General features: G+C 52.1%; 17 protein-coding genes. 10 read left to right on the forward strand and 7 right to left on the reverse strand.

All coding sequences use genetic code 11. The features are described from left to right. Positions 1-50 precede the first annotated feature (50 nt). On the reverse strand, positions 51-485 hold the full coding sequence (locus ACLJXE_RS17740; RefSeq protein ID WP_410751557.1) for a DoxX family protein: 435 nt from the start codon (positions 483-485) through the stop codon (positions 51-53). A 153-nt stretch (positions 486-638) separates the two neighbouring features. Between ACLJXE_RS17740 and poxB the strand changes: the two genes are divergently transcribed. The 4 genes from poxB (at position 639) to ACLJXE_RS17760 (ending at position 5,947) form a co-directional block, all read left to right on the forward strand. Continuing rightward, positions 639-2,357 carry a ubiquinone-dependent pyruvate dehydrogenase gene (poxB, locus tag ACLJXE_RS17745; RefSeq protein ID WP_410751558.1) on the forward strand — a complete coding sequence of 573 codons (1,719 nt, stop codon included), beginning with the start codon at positions 639-641 and terminating at the stop codon, positions 2,355-2,357. A 36-nt stretch (positions 2,358-2,393) separates the two neighbouring features. Beyond that, a complete protein-coding gene (gene ltaE, locus ACLJXE_RS17750; RefSeq protein ID WP_410751559.1) occupies positions 2,394-3,395 on the forward strand; it encodes a low-specificity L-threonine aldolase in 1,002 nt (333 codons plus the stop codon). A 10-nt stretch (positions 3,396-3,405) separates the two neighbouring features. After that, entirely contained in the window at positions 3,406-4,836 is a 1,431-nt protein-coding gene (locus tag ACLJXE_RS17755; protein ID WP_286628151.1) for an SDR family oxidoreductase, read from the forward strand. Positions 4,837-4,933: 97 nt separating this feature from the next. Beyond that, positions 4,934-5,947, forward strand: a complete 1,014-nt coding sequence (locus tag ACLJXE_RS17760) for an NAD-dependent epimerase/dehydratase family protein (RefSeq protein WP_410751560.1) — start codon at positions 4,934-4,936, stop codon at positions 5,945-5,947. 101 nt (positions 5,948-6,048) lie between these two features. Here the strand turns inward: ACLJXE_RS17760 and ACLJXE_RS17765 are convergent, their stop codons facing one another. After that, on the reverse strand, positions 6,049-6,879 hold the full coding sequence (locus tag ACLJXE_RS17765; RefSeq protein ID WP_286628152.1) for an N-acetylmuramoyl-L-alanine amidase: 831 nt from the start codon (positions 6,877-6,879) through the stop codon (positions 6,049-6,051). Then, a complete protein-coding gene (locus tag ACLJXE_RS17770; protein WP_001160726.1) occupies positions 6,876-7,199 on the reverse strand; it encodes a heavy metal-binding domain-containing protein in 324 nt (107 codons plus the stop codon). The genes ACLJXE_RS17765 and ACLJXE_RS17770 overlap by 4 nt, the downstream gene beginning before the upstream one ends. Before the next feature lie 126 nt (positions 7,200-7,325). Here ACLJXE_RS17770 and ACLJXE_RS17775 point away from each other — a divergent pair, with 126 nt between their 5' ends. The 6 genes from ACLJXE_RS17775 (at position 7,326) to artJ (ending at position 11,905) form a co-directional block, all read left to right on the forward strand. Further along, entirely contained in the window at positions 7,326-7,841 is a 516-nt protein-coding gene (locus ACLJXE_RS17775; protein ID WP_410751561.1) for a lipoprotein, read from the forward strand. A gap of 226 nt (positions 7,842-8,067) precedes the next feature. Beyond that, complete coding sequence (gene artP / locus ACLJXE_RS17780) at positions 8,068-8,796, forward strand: arginine ABC transporter ATP-binding protein ArtP (protein WP_410751562.1); 729 nt, start codon at positions 8,068-8,070, stop codon at positions 8,794-8,796. 16 nt (positions 8,797-8,812) lie between these two features. Further along, entirely contained in the window at positions 8,813-9,544 is a 732-nt protein-coding gene (artI, locus tag ACLJXE_RS17785) for an arginine ABC transporter substrate-binding protein ArtI (RefSeq protein WP_003027298.1), read from the forward strand. Positions 9,545-9,550: 6 nt separating this feature from the next. After that, positions 9,551-10,267, forward strand: a complete 717-nt coding sequence (gene artQ, locus ACLJXE_RS17790) for an arginine ABC transporter permease ArtQ (protein WP_040231854.1) — start codon at positions 9,551-9,553, stop codon at positions 10,265-10,267. After that, on the forward strand, positions 10,267-10,935 hold the full coding sequence (gene artM, locus ACLJXE_RS17795) for an arginine ABC transporter permease ArtM (protein WP_137382221.1): 669 nt from the start codon (positions 10,267-10,269) through the stop codon (positions 10,933-10,935). The genes artQ and artM overlap by 1 nt, the downstream gene beginning before the upstream one ends. 238 nt (positions 10,936-11,173) lie before the next feature. After that, the gene (gene artJ, locus ACLJXE_RS17800) at positions 11,174-11,905 is read left to right on the forward strand and encodes an arginine ABC transporter substrate-binding protein ArtJ (protein WP_271441340.1); all 732 of its coding nucleotides are present in this window, start codon (positions 11,174-11,176) and stop codon (positions 11,903-11,905) included. Between the two features lie 177 nt (positions 11,906-12,082). Here the strand turns inward: artJ and phoH are convergent, their stop codons facing one another. The 4 genes from phoH to efeU all read right to left on the reverse strand — a co-directional run bounded on the left by phoH (position 12,083) and on the right by efeU (position 16,699). After that, on the reverse strand, positions 12,083-12,871 hold the full coding sequence (gene phoH / locus ACLJXE_RS17805) for a phosphate starvation-inducible protein PhoH (protein ID WP_410751563.1): 789 nt from the start codon (positions 12,869-12,871) through the stop codon (positions 12,083-12,085). Positions 12,872-13,391: 520 nt separating this feature from the next. Continuing rightward, on the reverse strand, positions 13,392-14,675 hold the full coding sequence (gene efeB / locus ACLJXE_RS17810; protein WP_410751564.1) for an iron uptake transporter deferrochelatase/peroxidase subunit: 1,284 nt from the start codon (positions 14,673-14,675) through the stop codon (positions 13,392-13,394). A gap of 5 nt (positions 14,676-14,680) precedes the next feature. Further along, the gene (gene efeO, locus ACLJXE_RS17815) at positions 14,681-15,808 is read right to left on the reverse strand and encodes an iron uptake system protein EfeO (protein WP_410751565.1); all 1,128 of its coding nucleotides are present in this window, start codon (positions 15,806-15,808) and stop codon (positions 14,681-14,683) included. A gap of 57 nt (positions 15,809-15,865) precedes the next feature. Further along, on the reverse strand, positions 15,866-16,699 hold the full coding sequence (gene efeU / locus ACLJXE_RS17820) for an iron uptake transporter permease EfeU (RefSeq protein ID WP_271441337.1): 834 nt from the start codon (positions 16,697-16,699) through the stop codon (positions 15,866-15,868). Positions 16,700-16,758: the final 59 nt, after the last annotated feature.

Genomic DNA, 16,758 nt, shown 5'->3' on the forward strand with positions numbered 1-16,758 from the left:
AGAACCGTTGTAGGCCGGATGAAGTATTAATACCGTCATCCGGCCATTTATCACCGCCAGGCTGAATTGCCGCCCAGGGCATATTTTCCTGCGCCCAGAAACGCCACCGCCATCGCGCCAATAAAAAAGTACACCAGACTCTCAATCGCCCAGGCACCAGTTTTGTCCAGAGACCAGGTTTCTCCCATCCCGACCATCAGCCACGCCACAATCATTGTAAACGCCAGCCCTAATGCCGCCGGGCGTGTCAGGATCCCAAGAATAATCAGGCAAGGCGCAACAACCTCCCCCAGCAAGACACCGTAAGCAATAAAGCCGGGGAATCCTTTCGCTATCAGCATGCCACTGATGCCATCAATACCCGCGAACAGTTTATGCAGTCCATGGAACAGCATCAGCCCGCCAACAGCAAGGCGTAACAAAAACTTGCCAAAATCCTCGTGCGTCAGCATCCGGTTAACTGCATTTAATAGGTTTGTAACCATTTGAATTCATTCCTTGTTTTACCATGTCTTATGCCAAACTACGCTTTATTTTCGTGAAATGTAAGCTGCCGAAAATAAGGGGGTAATGAGAAGCATAACTATTATCTTCATCTAAACTTGTAACCGGTATCACATTAAAGGAGATGGAAAACCATGAAACAAACGGTTGCTGCTTTTATTGCTAAAACCCTTGAACAAGCTGGCGTTAAACGTATTTGGGGTGTGACGGGCGACTCACTGAATGGCCTCAGCGATAGTCTGAATCGTATGGGAACGATTGACTGGATGCCAACCCGCCATGAAGAGGTTGCCGCTTTTGCCGCAGGGGCAGAAGCCCAACTGACCGGTGAACTGGCCGTTTGTGCCGGTTCATGCGGACCGGGAAACCTGCACCTGATTAACGGCCTGTTTGATTGCCACCGAAACCATGTCCCGGTGCTGGCAATTGCGGCACATATTCCTTCCAGTGAGATAGGCAGTGGTTATTTTCAGGAGACCCACCCGCAGGAGTTGTTCCGCGAATGTAGCCATTATTGCGAGCTGGTTTCCAGTCCTGAGCAGATCCCCCAGGTACTGGCGATTGCGATGCGAAAAGCCGTATTAAACCGCGGTGTCTCGGTAGTTGTCTTACCTGGCGACGTCGCGCTGAAACCCGCGCCGGAAAGCGCCAGTACGCACTGGTATCACGCACCGCTGCCGGTGGTTACGCCAGCAGAAGAAGAAATTAAAAAGCTGGCGCAACTGCTGCGTTATTCCCGCAACATTGCCCTGATGTGCGGCAGCGGTTGTGCCGGGGCACATAAAGAGCTGGTCGAATTTGCCGCTAAAATCAAAGCCCCGATTGTTCACGCTCTGCGTGGTAAAGAGCACGTTGAATACGACAACCCTTACGACGTCGGTATGACCGGATTAATCGGCTTTTCTTCCGGGTTCCATACCATGATGAATGCCGACACGCTGATCTTACTCGGCACTCAGTTCCCTTATCGTCCGTTCTACCCTACCGATGCCAAAATTATCCAGATTGATATCAACCCGGCGAGCATTGGCGCACACAGTAAAGTGGATATGGCGCTGGTGGGCGATATTAAATCCACGCTTCGCGCCCTGCTTTCACAGGTAGAAGAAAAAACCGATCGGCAATTTTTGGACAAAGCGCTGGAGCACTATCGCGATGCACGCAAAGGGCTGGATGATTTAGCCAAACCCAGCGATAAAGCCATTCATCCACAATATCTGGCACAACAAATCAGCCATTTTGCCGCGGACGACGCAATCTTTACCTGTGATGTAGGCACACCGACAGTGTGGGCCGCACGCTATCTGAAAATGAACGGTAAACGCCGCCTGCTAGGATCGTTTAACCACGGTTCAATGGCAAACGCCATGCCACAAGCGCTGGGTGCGCAGGCGACTGAACCAGGTCGTCAGGTCGTCGCGATGTGCGGCGATGGTGGCTTCAGCATGTTAATGGGCGATTTTCTCTCGGTTGTACAAATGAAACTCCCGGTGAAGATAATCGTCTTCAACAACAGCGTACTGGGTTTTGTGGCAATGGAGATGAAGGCGGGTGGTTATCTGACCGACGGAACAGAACTACACGACACCAACTTCGCACGGATTGCCGAAGCCTGTGGTATTACCGGCATCCGCGTTGAGAAATCCTCTGAGGTCGATGAAGCCCTGCAACGCGCCATGTCAATCGATGGTCCCGTGCTGGTCGATGTCGTTGTGGCGAAAGAAGAGCTCGCCATTCCACCACAAATAAAACTCGAACAAGCGAAGGGATTTAGCCTGTATATGCTGCGCGCGATCATCAGTGGACGCGGTGATGAAGTGATCGAACTGGCGAAAACTAACTGGCTCAGGTAAAACAGAGGGCATTACCTCACTTAAAAAGGAATGCCCGTGATTGATTTACGCAGTGATACCGTCACCCGCCCGAGTCGCGCCATGCTGGAAGAGATGATGGCAGCCCCGGTCGGGGACGATGTTTACGGAGATGACCCTACCGTTAACGCCCTTCAGCACTACGCCGCTGAACTTTCTGGCAAAGAAGCTGCTATTTTCCTGCCTACCGGCACCCAGGCTAATCTGGTTGCGTTACTCAGCCATTGCCAGCGCGGCGAGGAATATATCGCCGGTCAGGGTGCTCATAACTACTTATATGAAGCGGGCGGCGCCGCAGTGCTCGGAAGTATCCAACCCCAGCCTATTGATGCTGCCCCAGACGGTTCTCTGCCACTGGACAAAGTAGCCGCAAAAATCAAAGCCGACGATATTCATTTTGCCCGTACCCGCCTGCTCAGCCTGGAAAACACCCACAACGGTAAAGTGTTGCCACGTGAGTACCTGAAGGATGCCTGGGAATTTACCCGTGAGCGAAACCTTGCCCTGCACGTTGATGGTGCACGAATTTTTAACGCCATCGTCGCCTATGGCTGTGAGTTAAAAGACGTTACTCAATACTGCGACTCGTTCACAATTTGCCTTTCCAAAGGTCTGGGAACGCCAGTGGGTTCACTGCTGGTCGGCAGTCATGACTACATCAAACGCGCGATTCGCTGGCGCAAAATGACCGGCGGCGGAATGCGTCAGGCCGGGATTCTGGCGGCTGCCGGACTGTATGCACTGAAAAATAACGTCGCGCGCTTACAAGACGACCACGACAACGCGGCCTGGATGGCAGAGCAGTTGCGTGAAGCGGGAGCGGATGTCATGCGTCACGACACCAACATGCTGTTTATCCGTGTTGGCGAAGAACATGCCACAGCACTGGGCGAGTATATGAAGGCACATGGCGTGCTGATTAACGCCTCCCCGATTGTGCGTCTGGTGATGCATCTGGACGTGTCACGTGCACAGCTTGCTGAAGTCGTCGCCCACTGGCGCGCTTTTTTAACCCGCTAAGGAGTCAGGTGTGCCGCAACGGATTTTAGTTCTTGGTGCCAGTGGCTACATTGGTCAGCATCTGGTTCAGGCGCTCGGCCAGCAAGGGCATCAGGTGCTGGCTGCGGCACGCCGCATTGAGCGGCTGGAAAAGCAGCAACTGACCAACGTTAACTGTCATAAGATCGATTTAAATGTACCGGATACTTTGCCACCGCTGCTGGCGGGTATTGATACCGTTTACTATCTGGTTCATGGCATGGGCGAAGGGGGCGACTTTATTGCCCATGAGCGCCTGGTCGCAGAAAACGTGCGCGATGCGCTGCGTACCACCCCGGTCAAACAACTGATCTTCCTGAGCTCATTGCAGGCTCCCAGACATGAGCAGTCCGATCACCTGCGTGCGCGCCAGATTACCGCAGATACGCTGCGCGAATCCGGTGTACCGGTGACTGAGCTACGAGCAGGCATTATCGTTGGCGCGGGTTCCGCTGCGTTTGAAGTCATGCGCGACATGGTCTATAACCTACCTGTGTTAACCCCGCCACGCTGGGTACGCTCTCGCACCACGCCTATCGCGCTGGAAAACCTGATGTATTACCTGGTGGCGTTGTTGGACCATCCGGCAAGCAAACACCGCGTACTCGAAGCCGCAGGCCCGCAGGTATTAAGCTACCAGGAGCAGTTTGAGCACTTTATGGCCGTCAGCGGTAAGCATCGGCTGTTGGTCCCTATCCCCTTTCCGACCCGCTGGATCTCCGTCTGGTTTTTAAATGTCATCACTTCGGTTCCCCCCACCACCGCAAAAGCGCTGATACAGGGTCTGAAACACGATCTGCTGGCCGATGACACTGAACTGAGGACATTGATACCCCAAAAGCTTATCGCCTTTGACGATGCGGTACGCAGCACACTCAAAGAAGAAGAGAAGCTGGTCAACTCCAGCGACTGGGGTTACGACGCTCAGGCGTTTGCACGCTGGCGTCCTGAATATGGGTATTTTGCCAAACAAGCCGGTTTTAGCGTGGAGACCTCCGCCAGCCGGAAAGCGTTGTGGCAGGTCGTGAACCGGCTCGGTGGTAAAGAAGGTTATTTCTTTGGCAACATTTTGTGGAAGACACGTGCGGCGTTAGACCTGTTAGTAGGTCACAAGCTGGCGAAAGGTCGGCCCCAACACCCATTTTTGCAGGTTGGTGATACCGTTGATAGCTGGAAAGTCATCATCGTTGAACCGGAAAAGCAGCTTACTCTGCTGTTTGGCATGAAGGCCCCTGGCCTCGGTCGCCTGAGCTTTACGCTGGAAGAAAAAGACGATCACCGACGCATTGATGTCCGGGCATGGTGGCACCCGCACGGGATGCCCGGTCTCTTCTATTGGCTATTGATGATCCCGGCGCACTTGTTCATTTTCAGAGGGATGGCGAAGCGTATTGCCAAACTTGCAGAACAAATCACAGACTAATGATAAAAAGAGACTGTATTCTTTCATGTTTCCCATTGCATACGAGCGTATTTCACGGAAGAATGCGCACGACGTTTTTTAAACACAGTGGATTGATATGAAGGTACTGGTTACCGGAGCCACCAGCGGCTTGGGCCGAAACGCGGTTGAGTTTTTGTGCGGAAAAGGCATCAGCGTCAGAGCCACCGGTCGCAACGAAGCGATGGGTAAGCTGCTGGAAAAAATGGGAGCAGAATTTGTCCATGCGGATCTGACCGAGCTGGTCTCTTCGCAGGCAAAAGTGATGCTCGCAGGTATCGACACACTATGGCACTGCTCCAGTTTCACCTCACCGTGGGGCACGCAGGAAGCCTTCGATCTGGCCAACGTCCGTGCTACCCGTCGTCTGGGCGAGTGGGCCGTTGCCTGGGGTGTGCGTAACTTTATTCATATCTCCTCTCCATCACTGTATTTTGACTATCACCACCATCGTGATATCAAAGAGGACTTCCGCCCACATCGCTTCGCCAACGAATTCGCCCGCAGCAAAGCCGCTGGTGAAGAGGTTATTGCGCTGTTAGCGCAGGCCAACCCGCAGACCCGTTTTACGGTCTTGCGTCCGCAAAGTCTGTTCGGCCCTCATGATAAAGTGTTTATCCCGCGTCTGGCGCATATGATGCATCACTACGGCAGCATTCTGTTGCCGCACGGCGGAAGTGCGCTGGTAGATATGACCTACTACGAGAACGCGGTGCATGCGATGTGGCTGGCAAGTCAGACAACCTGCGATAAACTGCCGTCAGGTCGTGCCTATAACATTACCAACGGCGAGCATCGCACCCTGCGCAGCATCGTGCAGAAGCTCATTGATGAGCTGAATATTGATTGCCGTATTCGTTCGGTTCCTTATCCGATGCTGGACATGATCGCCCGCAGCATGGAGCGTCTTGGTAATAAATCGGCTAAAGAACCCAAACTCACGCATTACGGTGTGTCGAAGCTTAATTTTGATTTTACGCTGGATACAACGCGCGCTCAGGAGGAGTTAGGCTATCAGCCCGTAGTCACGCTGGACGAAGGGATTGAACGTACCGCGGCCTGGTTGCGCGACCACGGCAAGTTACCACGTTAAGCGGGTTGCCATTGCCGGATGGCGGCGCAAGCGCCTTATCCGGCTTACATACCTGCCCGAACTAACCGTTGGCTAGATCCATCAGGCATCGGTGATCTGCGTTAACCCTGCCCGTATTTCTCCAGTAACGCCTCGGCAATCGCCTGGGTTTCAGCATCCGCCACGCCGTTCCACAACGCCGGACGGAAGTGCATCTGGAACGCCATAATCACCCGTTGTTGTTCACGTGGCGTCATTTCAGGTTTAACGTCGTAGCCATAGCGCGACAACACATCAAGCAACGGGGCGATATCTACCGGCGTATGAGGCGCACGTCCGGCGAGATAAAACGTGACGCGCTGCGCATCCGGCCACGCGCCAATACCTTGCGCTGCCAGCTCACGCCACGGAAACAGGGGACCGGGATCATCTTTACGCTGTGGCGCAATATCCGCATGAGCCACGACGTTTTGTGGCTTGATGTCATAACGGGCAATAATATCCTTTGCCAGCGGGATCAGCGCCTGGATTTGTGTTGCTTCAAACGGGGTGAAATATTTCGTTCCCGCCGACTTTTGCCAGCCGCGGTTTTCCAGCTCAATACCAATCGATGTGTCGTTGATGCGCGTGGCGCCACGCCAGAAGCTAATCCCCGCATGCCAGGCCAAATCTTTTTCCGGGACCAGTTGCCAGATACGCGGCTTGCCGTGATACAACGGCGGCACTGCCGGGATCAAATAATGTGAACTGACGTTTTTATCCGTCAGCGTAGCCAGCGATGAATCAAAATCATCTGCGGTGTAATGAATAACCAACACCTTAATGCGTGGATAGGCCGCCTGAGCCTGACGGCGGGTATCTAACTGATACCCGTCTTTATCGATAACCCCTTTCTCGCCGGCACACCCGGTCAACAGCAGCGTGAACGCCAGCAACCACAGCAGACGGTTCATCGGCGAGTTTTTACCGCGGTACCGCTGACGCTTACCATCAGCATACTGCTATCTTTCCCGACCGTCTCGTAATCAATATCGATACCGACAACCGCATCAGCGCCCAATGCTTTGGCTTGTTCACCGAGTTCCTGGAAGGCAATTTCACGCGCTTTACGTAGTTCTTTTTCATATGCGCCGGAGCGCCCGCCGACGATATCACGGATACCCGCAAAGAAATCGCGGAAGATATTTGCACCCAGAATAGCTTCACCGGTTACCACACCGCAGTATTCCACGATGCTCTGCCCTTCAAGTGTAGGGGTGGTCGAAAACTGCATGGTTAATCTCCTTATAGTGCTAAGAGCACGATCTCAAAAGCATTATCAAACCGATCCACTATCATTGAAAGGATATATTCTATCAACGTAGAACACTAATCGTAGAAAGCTAATAAGGAAATCATTATGCGCTACTCGAAACTCTCTCTGCTGGTTCCCTGTGCACTTCTTCTCAGCGCCTGTACTACCGTGACGCCGGTCTATAAAGATAACGACACGCGTAGCGGTTCATGCGTAGAAGGCGGGCCAGACAGCGTGGCTCAACAATTCTATGATTACCGTATTCAGCATCGAAACAATGACATTACCGCCCTTCGCCCGTACCTCAGCGACAACCTGGCTAAACTGCTGAACGATGCCAGCCGTGATAACGCGCATCGCGAACTGTTTAACAGCGATCCGTTCTCCAGTCGCGCCACGTTACCGGACAGCGCCAGCGTCGCCAGCGCATCGACTATTCCGAATAGTGATGCACGCAATATTCCGCTGCGCGTAGAGCTTAAACAGGGCGACCAAAGCTGGCGTGATGAAGTGTTGATGATCCGCGAAGGCCAGTGCTGGGTCGTTGACGATGTCCGCTATCTGGGCGGTAGCGTGCACGCGCCAGCCGGGACACTGCGCCAGTCCGTCGAAAACCGCTAATCTCCCCATTCAGCTCATCAAATCATAACACCCATAAATTGTCTGGCATTCTGCATAGAATGCCGACAATTATTCTTGCCCACTGGTGACCCCGCTATTTTGTGCTATGTTTAGATAAGAATGCGGTTCGCATTTAACTTTTAACGCATAAATATTGCATAACTATTCTGTCAAAGGTAGTATCTGCGGCTTCAATAGCTATCAGACTGCCAGTATACGAGTGTCAATGAGTATTCAATTAAACGGCATTAACTGCTTCTACGGCGCACATCAGGCGCTGTTCGATATCACGCTGGATTGCCCTCAGGGTGAAACACTGGTGTTACTTGGCCCAAGTGGAGCCGGGAAAAGCTCGCTACTGCGTGTACTCAATCTGCTTGAGATGCCGCGCTCGGGCACGCTCTCTATTGCGAGTAACCGCTTCGACTTCACGAAAACCCCATCAGATAAAGCCATTCGTGAGCTGCGTCAAAACGTAGGCATGGTCTTTCAGCAATACAATCTATGGCCGCACCTGACGGTACAGCAAAACCTCATTGAAGCGCCCTGCCGCGTACTTGGTCTGACGAAAGAACAAGCGCTGGCGCGTGCTGAAAAACTGCTTGAGCGTCTGCGCCTGAAGCCTTACAGCGATCGCTACCCGCTGCACCTGTCCGGCGGTCAGCAGCAGCGTGTGGCGATTGCCCGTGCGTTGATGATGGAACCACAGGTGCTGCTGTTTGACGAACCTACCGCAGCGCTTGACCCGGAAATCACGGCCCAAATCGTCAGCATCATTCGTGAGCTGGCGGAAACCAACATTACTCAGGTGATCGTCACCCACGAAGTGGAAGTTGCACGTAAAACAGCCAGTCGTGTGGTGTATATGGAAAACGGTCATATCGTCGAGTTTGGGGATGCGAGCTGCTTTGCCAACCCGCAAACCGAAGCGTTTAAAAACTATCTTTCTCACTAAGATTCGGGACAATACAATGAAAAAAGTTCTGATTGCCGCGCTAATCGCAGGTTTTAGTCTTTCCGCTACCGCAGCCCAAACCATTCGTTTCGCTACCGAAGCGTCCTATCCTCCGTTTGAATCCATCGATGCTAATAACAAGATCGTGGGCTTTGACGTTGATTTGGCGAATGCGCTGTGTAAAGAGATTGACGCCACATGTACATTCACCAATCAGGCCTTCGACAGCCTGATCCCCAGCCTGAAGTTCCGCCGTTTTGACGCGGTAATGGCCGGTATGGACATCACACCAGAGCGTGAAAAGCAGGTACTGTTCACGACACCTTACTACGACAACTCTGCGCTGTTTGTCGGCCAGCAGGGTAAATACACCAGCATCGACCAGCTGAAAGGCAAAAAAGTCGGCGTACAGAACGGTACCACGCACCAAAAATTCATCATGGATAAACATCCGGAAGTGACTACCGTGCCATATGACAGCTATCAGAATGCCAAACTGGATCTGCAAAACGGTCGTATTGATGGCGTCTTTGGTGATACCGCAGTGGTAACGGAATGGCTGAAAGACAACCCGAAACTGGCTGCCGTTGGCGATAAAGTGACGGATAAAGATTACTTCGGTACCGGTCTGGGCATTGCTGTGCGCCAGGGTAATACCGAGCTGCAGCAGAAATTTAACGCTGCGCTGGAAAAAGTGAAGAAAGATGGGACTTACGAAACCATCTATAACAAATGGTTCCAGAAGTAATATTTGATGAATGAATTTTTTCCTTTAGCAAGCGCCGCCGGGATGACCGTCGGCCTTGCCGTTTGTGCGCTGATTATTGGCCTTGCGCTCGCCATGTTCTTTGCCGTCTGGGAGTCTGTAAAATGGCGTCCGGTGGCATGGGCAGGTTCAGCGCTGGTCACTATCCTGCGCGGGTTACCAGAAATTCTGGTCGTTCTGTTTATCTATTTCGGTTCCTCTCAACTGCTGCTTACGCTGGCCGATGGCTTTACGATCAACCTTGGGTTCGTACAAATCCCCGTTCAGATGCAGATTGAAAACTTCGACGTCAGCCCCTTCCTGTGCGGTGTGATTGCGCTGTCATTGCTTTACGCAGCCTATGCCTCACAAACGCTGCGCGGTGCGTTGAAAGCGGTTCCGCTTGGACAATGGGAATCAGGCCAGGCGCTGGGTTTATCTAAAACCGCGATTTTCTTTCGCCTGGTGATGCCGCAAATGTGGCGCCATGCCCTGCCGGGTCTGGGTAACCAGTGGCTGGTGTTGCTGAAAGATACCGCGCTGGTTAGCCTCATCAGCGTGAACGATCTGATGCTACAAACGAAGAGCATTGCGACCCGTACTCAGGAACCCTTTACCTGGTACATCGTCGCGGCGGCTATTTACCTGGTGATTACGCTGGTGAGTCAGTACATTCTCAAACGCATTGACCTGCGCGCGACACGTTTTGAGCGGAGACCAGGCTAATGCTTGAGTATTTACCTGAACTACTGAAAGGGCTGCACACCAGCCTGACGCTGACGGTCGCCTCGATTGTGGTGGCTCTGGTTCTGGCGTTGGTTTTCACTGTTATCCTGACACTGAAAACGCCGGTACTGGTATGGCTGGTTCGTGCCTATATCACGTTGTTTACCGGTACACCGCTGCTGGTGCAAATATTCCTGATTTACTACGGACCAGGGCAGTTCCCTGCGCTGCAGGAATATCCAGTGCTCTGGCATTTGCTGTCCGAACCATGGCTGTGCGCGTTAATCGCACTGTCCTTAAACAGTGCGGCCTATACCACGCAACTGTTTTACGGTGCGATTCGAGCAATCCCGGAAGGCCAGTGGCAGTCCTGTGGTGCGCTGGGAATGAGCAAAAAGGATACGCTGGCCATTCTGCTGCCGTATGCCTTTAAACGCGCCCTCTCCTCGTATTCCAACGAAGTGGTACTGGTCTTTAAAAGTACCTCACTGGCGTACACCATCACACTGATGGAAGTCATGGGCTACAGCCAACTGCTGTACGGCCGTACCTATGACGTCATGGTCTTTGGTGCCGCTGGCGTGATTTACCTGATCGTCAATGGCTTGCTGACGTTGATGATGCGCTTAATCGAACGTAAAGCCCTGGCGTTTGAACACCGGAATTAAGTCGATGGCGCTACGGTTTATGCGCCAATGTTGGCGGGTAAGGTGCTAGCACCGTCATCCGGCAAATGTGCATAAAGCAAAAATATAAAGACGGACAACATTCTAAATTGTCCGTCTTTTTTTACGCATGGAAAAATATTTAATCATTTTTATTGCATACAAATTCATTAAATGGCATTGTGAATCCACGCCGCAGACACGGTAAATAATCATAAGATTGACAGACGGGAGTTCCACCATGAAAAAGTTAGTACTGGCCGCATTACTTGCTACTTTCGCCGCTGGCGCCGCAGCTGCTGATAAGATTAGTTTCGGTGTATCAGCAACCTACCCACCATTCGAATCACTGGACGCCAGCAATAAAATTGTCGGTTTTGATATCGATCTGGCAACAGCATTGTGCAAACAAATGCAGGCTGAATGTACTTTTACTAATCATGCTTTCGACAGCCTGATCCCCGCGCTGAAATTCAAAAAATATGATGCGGTGATTTCCGGTATGGACATCACGCCTGAACGTAGCAAGCAGGTTTCCTTCACCCAGCCGTACTATGCCAACTCAGCGCTGGTAATTGCGAAGAAAGACACCTATAAAAGCTTTGATGACTTGAAAGGTAAACGTATTGGGATGGAGAACGGTACCACGCACCAAAAATACCTGCAGGACAAACATCCTGAAGTAAAAACCGTGGCCTACGACAGCTATCAGAATGCCATCATCGACCTGAAAAACGGCCGTATTGATGGCGTATTTGGCGACACTGCCGTCGTCAATGAGTGGCTGAAAACCAATCCACAGTTAGGTACAGCAACGGCAAAAGTCACCGATCCGCAGTACTTTGGTACGGGTCTTGGTATTGCTGTTCGCCCGGATAATAAAGCACTGCTGGAAAAACTGAACAATGCGCTGGCCGCGATCAAAGCTGACGGCACGTACCAGAAAATCAGTGACCAGTGGTTCCCACAGTAATCTCTGTCTTGTTTAAAAAGCCGCGACCAGCGGCTTTTTTATTGCTATGTCCCCATGCGGGATACAACGCGAACACCTGACCTCACCCACAATGTCAGCCACGCCATCAGTCAGTTGTGCTCATAGTGGTACAAAAAACAAAGCCCGGTTGCCCGGGCCTTGAAGACGCAGAGCAGATCAGTTGTAAGCATTGAGCGTCCGCTGACACAGTGCCGAGCGAACGCAATCATCTTTGTTGAATCGAACGATCCCAACCATGTCATCTTCTTCGAAACGGGCCAGCGCATCGCTTAGCCCTGAACGAACATGAGCGGGGAGATCGCACTGGGTAATGTCCCCATTCACAATTACCGTCACATTCTCTCCGAGGCGAGTCAAAAACATCTTCATTTGCGCAGCAGTCACATTCTGTGCCTCATCCAGAATAACAACGGCATTTTCAAATGTACGTCCCCGCATATACGCGAACGGCGCGATTTCTACCTTACCAATCTCAGGTCGCAGGCAATATTGCATAAAAGAAGCTCCCAGACGTTTTACCAGCACGTCATAAACCGGACGAAAATAGGGAGCGAACTTCTCGGAAACATCCCCAGGTAAGAAGCCGAGGTCTTCATCAGCTTGCAGAACTGGACGGGTTACAATGATCCTGTCCACATCTTTGTGGATCAGGGCTTCTGCTGCTTTCGCCGCGCTGATCCAGGTTTTACCACACCCGGCTTCGCCCGTGGCGAATATCAGCTGCTTACTCTCGATAGCATTCAGGTAGTGCGCCTGAGCTTCATTTCGCGCCATGATCGGTGTGGCGTCGCGGCTATCACGCGCCATACCAATCGCTTCTACGCCGCCCATCTGCACAAGCGAGGTGACCGATTCATCTTCGCGCTGTTTATAGCTACGCGAATCCCGCCTCAGCACACGTTTTGCTTCGCGACGAGCTTTGATCACTGCTTTTTGTCTTCCCATGGATAGCACCTTGAGTTGTAGGTATACATCACACGCGCCGCCTTCGGCACGATTATGCGCACGAACATCTGAGGGTTGGCTTCCTTGTAAGCCATTGCCTGCCTTCGGATAAGACGCCATACACGGCTACGCGCACCGTACAGGGTGTCAGTTACAAGGATAAGAAGTGAAAGGGAGAGAGATTTAACGGTGACGAGATGGCTACCGGAAGAGAAACGTCCGCGTAAGGGACTGCAATAACTTTGAGAGACGTGTCCAGTACAGGACTTTTCCATTCGCGATCTCCATAGTGAATGACTATCACCGCCGGGAACTACCGCTATTACTTATAATTACATCATAACCTTTCGTTAATGCAACAATATTTTTACTTGTTGTTAACTTAATTTCATCTTATCGCCAGCAACAGTCTCTTGCAGAGAGATGACAGAATTATTTCAGTCGCCGCCGATCATGAAAAATAATTTTTTCATTCATCAGAGTGTCAGGAAATGCCCCGCAGCGCTGCGGGGCACAATCATCATGCTTCGAGCAGGGCTTGTCCCAGATAGTGGTCAGCGGTTTTGACACCAGGTAAAGCAAAGAAGTAGCCCCCACCAATAGGTTTGATATACTCCTCAAGCGCTTCACCGTTCAGGCGTTTCTGAACCGTCAGAAACCCTTTATCCAGGTCGTGCTGATAGCAAACGAACAACAATCCCATATCCAATTGCCCGGAATTGGTCACGCCAAGCGAATAGCTGTACCCACGACGCATCATCAGGCTGGTCTCTGTTTCTTTCGTGCGCGGGTTCGCCAGACGAATATGGCTGTCGAGTGCAATCACCTCGCCTTCGGGATCGTTGGCATAATCCGGCACATCATGCTCGTGCTGCATTCCCAGCGGCGCGCCGGTTTGTTTATCGCGCCCGAAAATGGTTTGCTGTTCTTTAAGCGGCGTGCGGTCCCAGAACTCAACGCGAAACTGAATAAGCCTCACCGCCTGATAACTCCCCCCTACCGCCCACGCAGGCTCGCCCTGATCGGCCGTGACCCACACGACATTTTGCATCAGTTTTTCATCGGTACCATCCGGGTTAGCCGTCCCGTCTTTAAAACCGAGCAAATTGACCGGAGTTTCTTTGCCTTTACTGCGTGCAGCATGATCGGAGATGAATCCTTCGCGTTTCCAGCGAACACTGAGCAGGTCCGGCGTATGCTTAATAATGTCACGCAATGCATGAATAACGGTGTCCTGCGTGTTGGCGCAAATCTGCAACAGCAAATCCCCGTGACACAGCGCGGCATCTAGCGAATCATTCGGAAAACGCGTCATTTTTTGCAGCGTTTTCGGCATTTGCGTTTTCAGGCCATAACGCTCATCGAACAGCGAAGATCCGACCGACAGCGTCATCGTCAGGTTATCCGGTGCAATGTAAGCCCCCAGAATACCGGAGTCCATTGGCGGTAAACGCGGATTCGGCGTTTCTGGCGCCGGGCCGCCGGTGGTCAGGAACGCAAAGCGACGGGTCAGTAAACGAAACAGGCGTTCAAGGTCAGCTTTATCGCTGGCGAGCACATCAAACGCCACCAGCATCATTGAGGCTTGCTGCGGCGTCAGGATCCCAGCCTGGTGCTGGCCATAAAACGGTTGTCTCTCACTGCGTGCATCAGGTGACAGCGTTCCCGGCGCACTTTGCGGTTTTTGCGCGTGAGCGACCGGGCATCCGCCCGCCAGCGCCAGTGCCCCCCCCAGCGCCCCCATCCCTTTCAGTAGACGTCGGCGTGACGGTTCACTCACGCCGTTTTCATTATCTTGCTGCATGATGCTTAATCCAGACCCAGTACGCCGCGTAATTGCGACAAGTCTTCTGCCAGCGTCGTGATCGGCCCTTTCAGCGCGTTACGGTCGGCATCGGTCAGTTTGTCGTAGGTTTCAAAGCCGTCTTTGGTGCGATATTTAGCCAGGATGCTATCAACTTTTTTGAAGTTCGCATCCACTTTTGCCAACAGCCCGGCATTGGATTTTTGCAACTGAGGGCGCAGGAGATCGACGATTTTCTGCGCGCCATCAACGTTAGCCTGGAAGTCCCACAAATCGGTGTGGCTGTAACGATCTTCTTCTCCACTAATTTTGCTGGCAGCCACTTCTTCAATCAGCCCTGCCGCCCCGCCAACCACTTTAGACGGTGGAAAAGCCAGTTCGCTAATACGCGTTTGCAGATCGATAACGTCAGTATTCAGCTGCTCAGCATACTTTTCCATGCCTTTGGTGGAGTTATCGCCAAACAGCGCTTTTTCCAAACGGTGGAAGCCAGTGAATTTCGGATCGGCAGCTTTTTGCTCATAATCATCTTCACGTGCATCAATGCTACCATCGAGGTCGGAGAACAATTCGGCAATCGGCTCAATGCGTTCATAATGCTGACGCGTTGGCGCATACAGGGATTTGGCTTTCTCCAGATCGCCCGCTTTAATGGCATCCGTAAAGGCTTTCGTGCCAGTCACCAGTTGCGCGGTTTCTGCCGTTACATAAGCTTTGTATTCAGTAATTGCACCACTCAGGCTCAGCAGCGCATCGCTGTGCGCGGCATCTGCCGTTGCAGTCCCCTTCACGATCAGCTTGCCTTTCGGGTTGGTCAGCAGACCGCAGGTCATATCATATTCACCCGGCTGCAAGTTAGCCGTCATTTTCTGGCTAAAACCGGGCGCAATGTTTTCCCGCTCTTCGACCACCATCACGCCTTTGAGGATCTCCCACTCCAGCGCTTTTTGACTGTGGTTCTGAATGATGAACTGAGTCTTCCCGGCATTCACCGTGATTGTCATCGGTTCACACTGCTTGTCATTTACCGTGACTTTTACCTGCGGGATATCAGCTGCGTGAGCGGTAAAAGCAGAAGTAAACAGCGCGGCAATACCCAGCTGCAGCGCACTACGGCGGAAATTAATCGTCATGACCCATCCCTATAAAAAGTATGTTGTAACTAAATGATATTCTTGCATCACGTTTTATCAGGGTGCGGTCCGTGATGCCGTAGTGCCTGAACGAGGTGGCAGAGCAAACATAATCAATGCCGGAATCAGATAGATAAACCAGACAGCAACTTCACTAACACTTGGCGCTTCCTGATAGCCGAAGATCCCTTCCATCAATGTGCCAAACAGCGAATGCGTTGACAGAACGCTGCTCATATCAAACGCCACGTCCTGGAAATGATTCCATAACCCAGCTTCGTGGAATGCACGAATGGCCCCCGCAGCAAGACCTGCGGCAACCAACAAAATGAACAGACTGGTCCACTTAAAGAAAGCCCCGAGATTGAGGCGGATCCCGCCAAGATAAATCAGGTAGCCCAGTACAACGGCGGTTGCCAGACCCAGCATCGCTCCTAGCGGCGGCCAAATACCCACATCCTGCTGAAATGCCGCCAGCAGAAAGAAGACAGACTCCAGCCCTTCACGGGCGACGGCAAAAAAGACCATCATCACCAGCGCCCAGCCATGATGATTGCCTTTCTGTAGCGCGTTATCGACAGCCTGTTCCAGTTGAACTTTGACGTTGCGCGATACTTTACGCATCCAGAAGACCATCCAGGTCAGGATCACCACGGCAATAAGTGCCACGATACCTTCAAATAGCTCCTGCTCTTTTTGCGGGAATTCGCCCGTGGTTTCATTGATGAAAATTCCCAGCGAGAGGCACAGCGCCGCCGCCAGCAACACACCAATCCACATCACGCCAATCCAGCGACCACGCTGAGTCCGTTTCAGGTAGCTGGCAATCAGGCTGACAATCAGCGCGGCCTCTAACCCTTCGCGCAACATAATTAAAAATGGAACAAACATGCGAAGTACCCTTTAACGTTATTCTCAGTCAATTGGTGCAAAGAAAAGTAAATTACACT

The sequence above is a fragment of the Citrobacter sp. U14242 genome (assembly GCF_046555775.1).
Lineage (GTDB): Bacteria > Pseudomonadota > Gammaproteobacteria > Enterobacterales > Enterobacteriaceae > Citrobacter.

Excerpts from the sequence above, each read along its gene's own strand:
- ACLJXE_RS17740 (WP_410751557.1), bottom strand. The coding sequence starts at position 485 with ATGGTTACAAACCTATTAAATGCAGTTAACCGGATGCTGACGCACGAG.
- poxB (WP_410751558.1), top strand. The coding sequence starts at position 639 with ATGAAACAAACGGTTGCTGCTTTTATTGCTAAAACCCTTGAACAAGCT.
- ACLJXE_RS17760 (WP_410751560.1), top strand. The coding sequence starts at position 4,934 with ATGAAGGTACTGGTTACCGGAGCCACCAGCGGCTTGGGCCGAAACGCG.
- ACLJXE_RS17765 (WP_286628152.1), bottom strand. The coding sequence starts at position 6,879 with ATGAACCGTCTGCTGTGGTTGCTGGCGTTCACGCTGCTGTTGACCGGG.
- ACLJXE_RS17770 (WP_001160726.1), bottom strand. The coding sequence starts at position 7,199 with ATGCAGTTTTCGACCACCCCTACACTTGAAGGGCAGAGCATCGTGGAA.
- ACLJXE_RS17775 (WP_410751561.1), top strand. The coding sequence starts at position 7,326 with ATGCGCTACTCGAAACTCTCTCTGCTGGTTCCCTGTGCACTTCTTCTC.
- artP (WP_410751562.1), top strand. The coding sequence starts at position 8,068 with ATGAGTATTCAATTAAACGGCATTAACTGCTTCTACGGCGCACATCAG.
- artI (WP_003027298.1), top strand. The coding sequence starts at position 8,813 with ATGAAAAAAGTTCTGATTGCCGCGCTAATCGCAGGTTTTAGTCTTTCC.
- artQ (WP_040231854.1), top strand. The coding sequence starts at position 9,551 with ATGAATGAATTTTTTCCTTTAGCAAGCGCCGCCGGGATGACCGTCGGC.
- artM (WP_137382221.1), top strand. The coding sequence starts at position 10,267 with ATGCTTGAGTATTTACCTGAACTACTGAAAGGGCTGCACACCAGCCTG.
- artJ (WP_271441340.1), top strand. The coding sequence starts at position 11,174 with ATGAAAAAGTTAGTACTGGCCGCATTACTTGCTACTTTCGCCGCTGGC.
- phoH (WP_410751563.1), bottom strand. The coding sequence starts at position 12,871 with ATGGGAAGACAAAAAGCAGTGATCAAAGCTCGTCGCGAAGCAAAACGT.
- efeB (WP_410751564.1), bottom strand. The coding sequence starts at position 14,675 with ATGCAGCAAGATAATGAAAACGGCGTGAGTGAACCGTCACGCCGACGT.
- efeO (WP_410751565.1), bottom strand. The coding sequence starts at position 15,808 with ATGACGATTAATTTCCGCCGTAGTGCGCTGCAGCTGGGTATTGCCGCG.
- efeU (WP_271441337.1), bottom strand. The coding sequence starts at position 16,699 with ATGTTTGTTCCATTTTTAATTATGTTGCGCGAAGGGTTAGAGGCCGCG.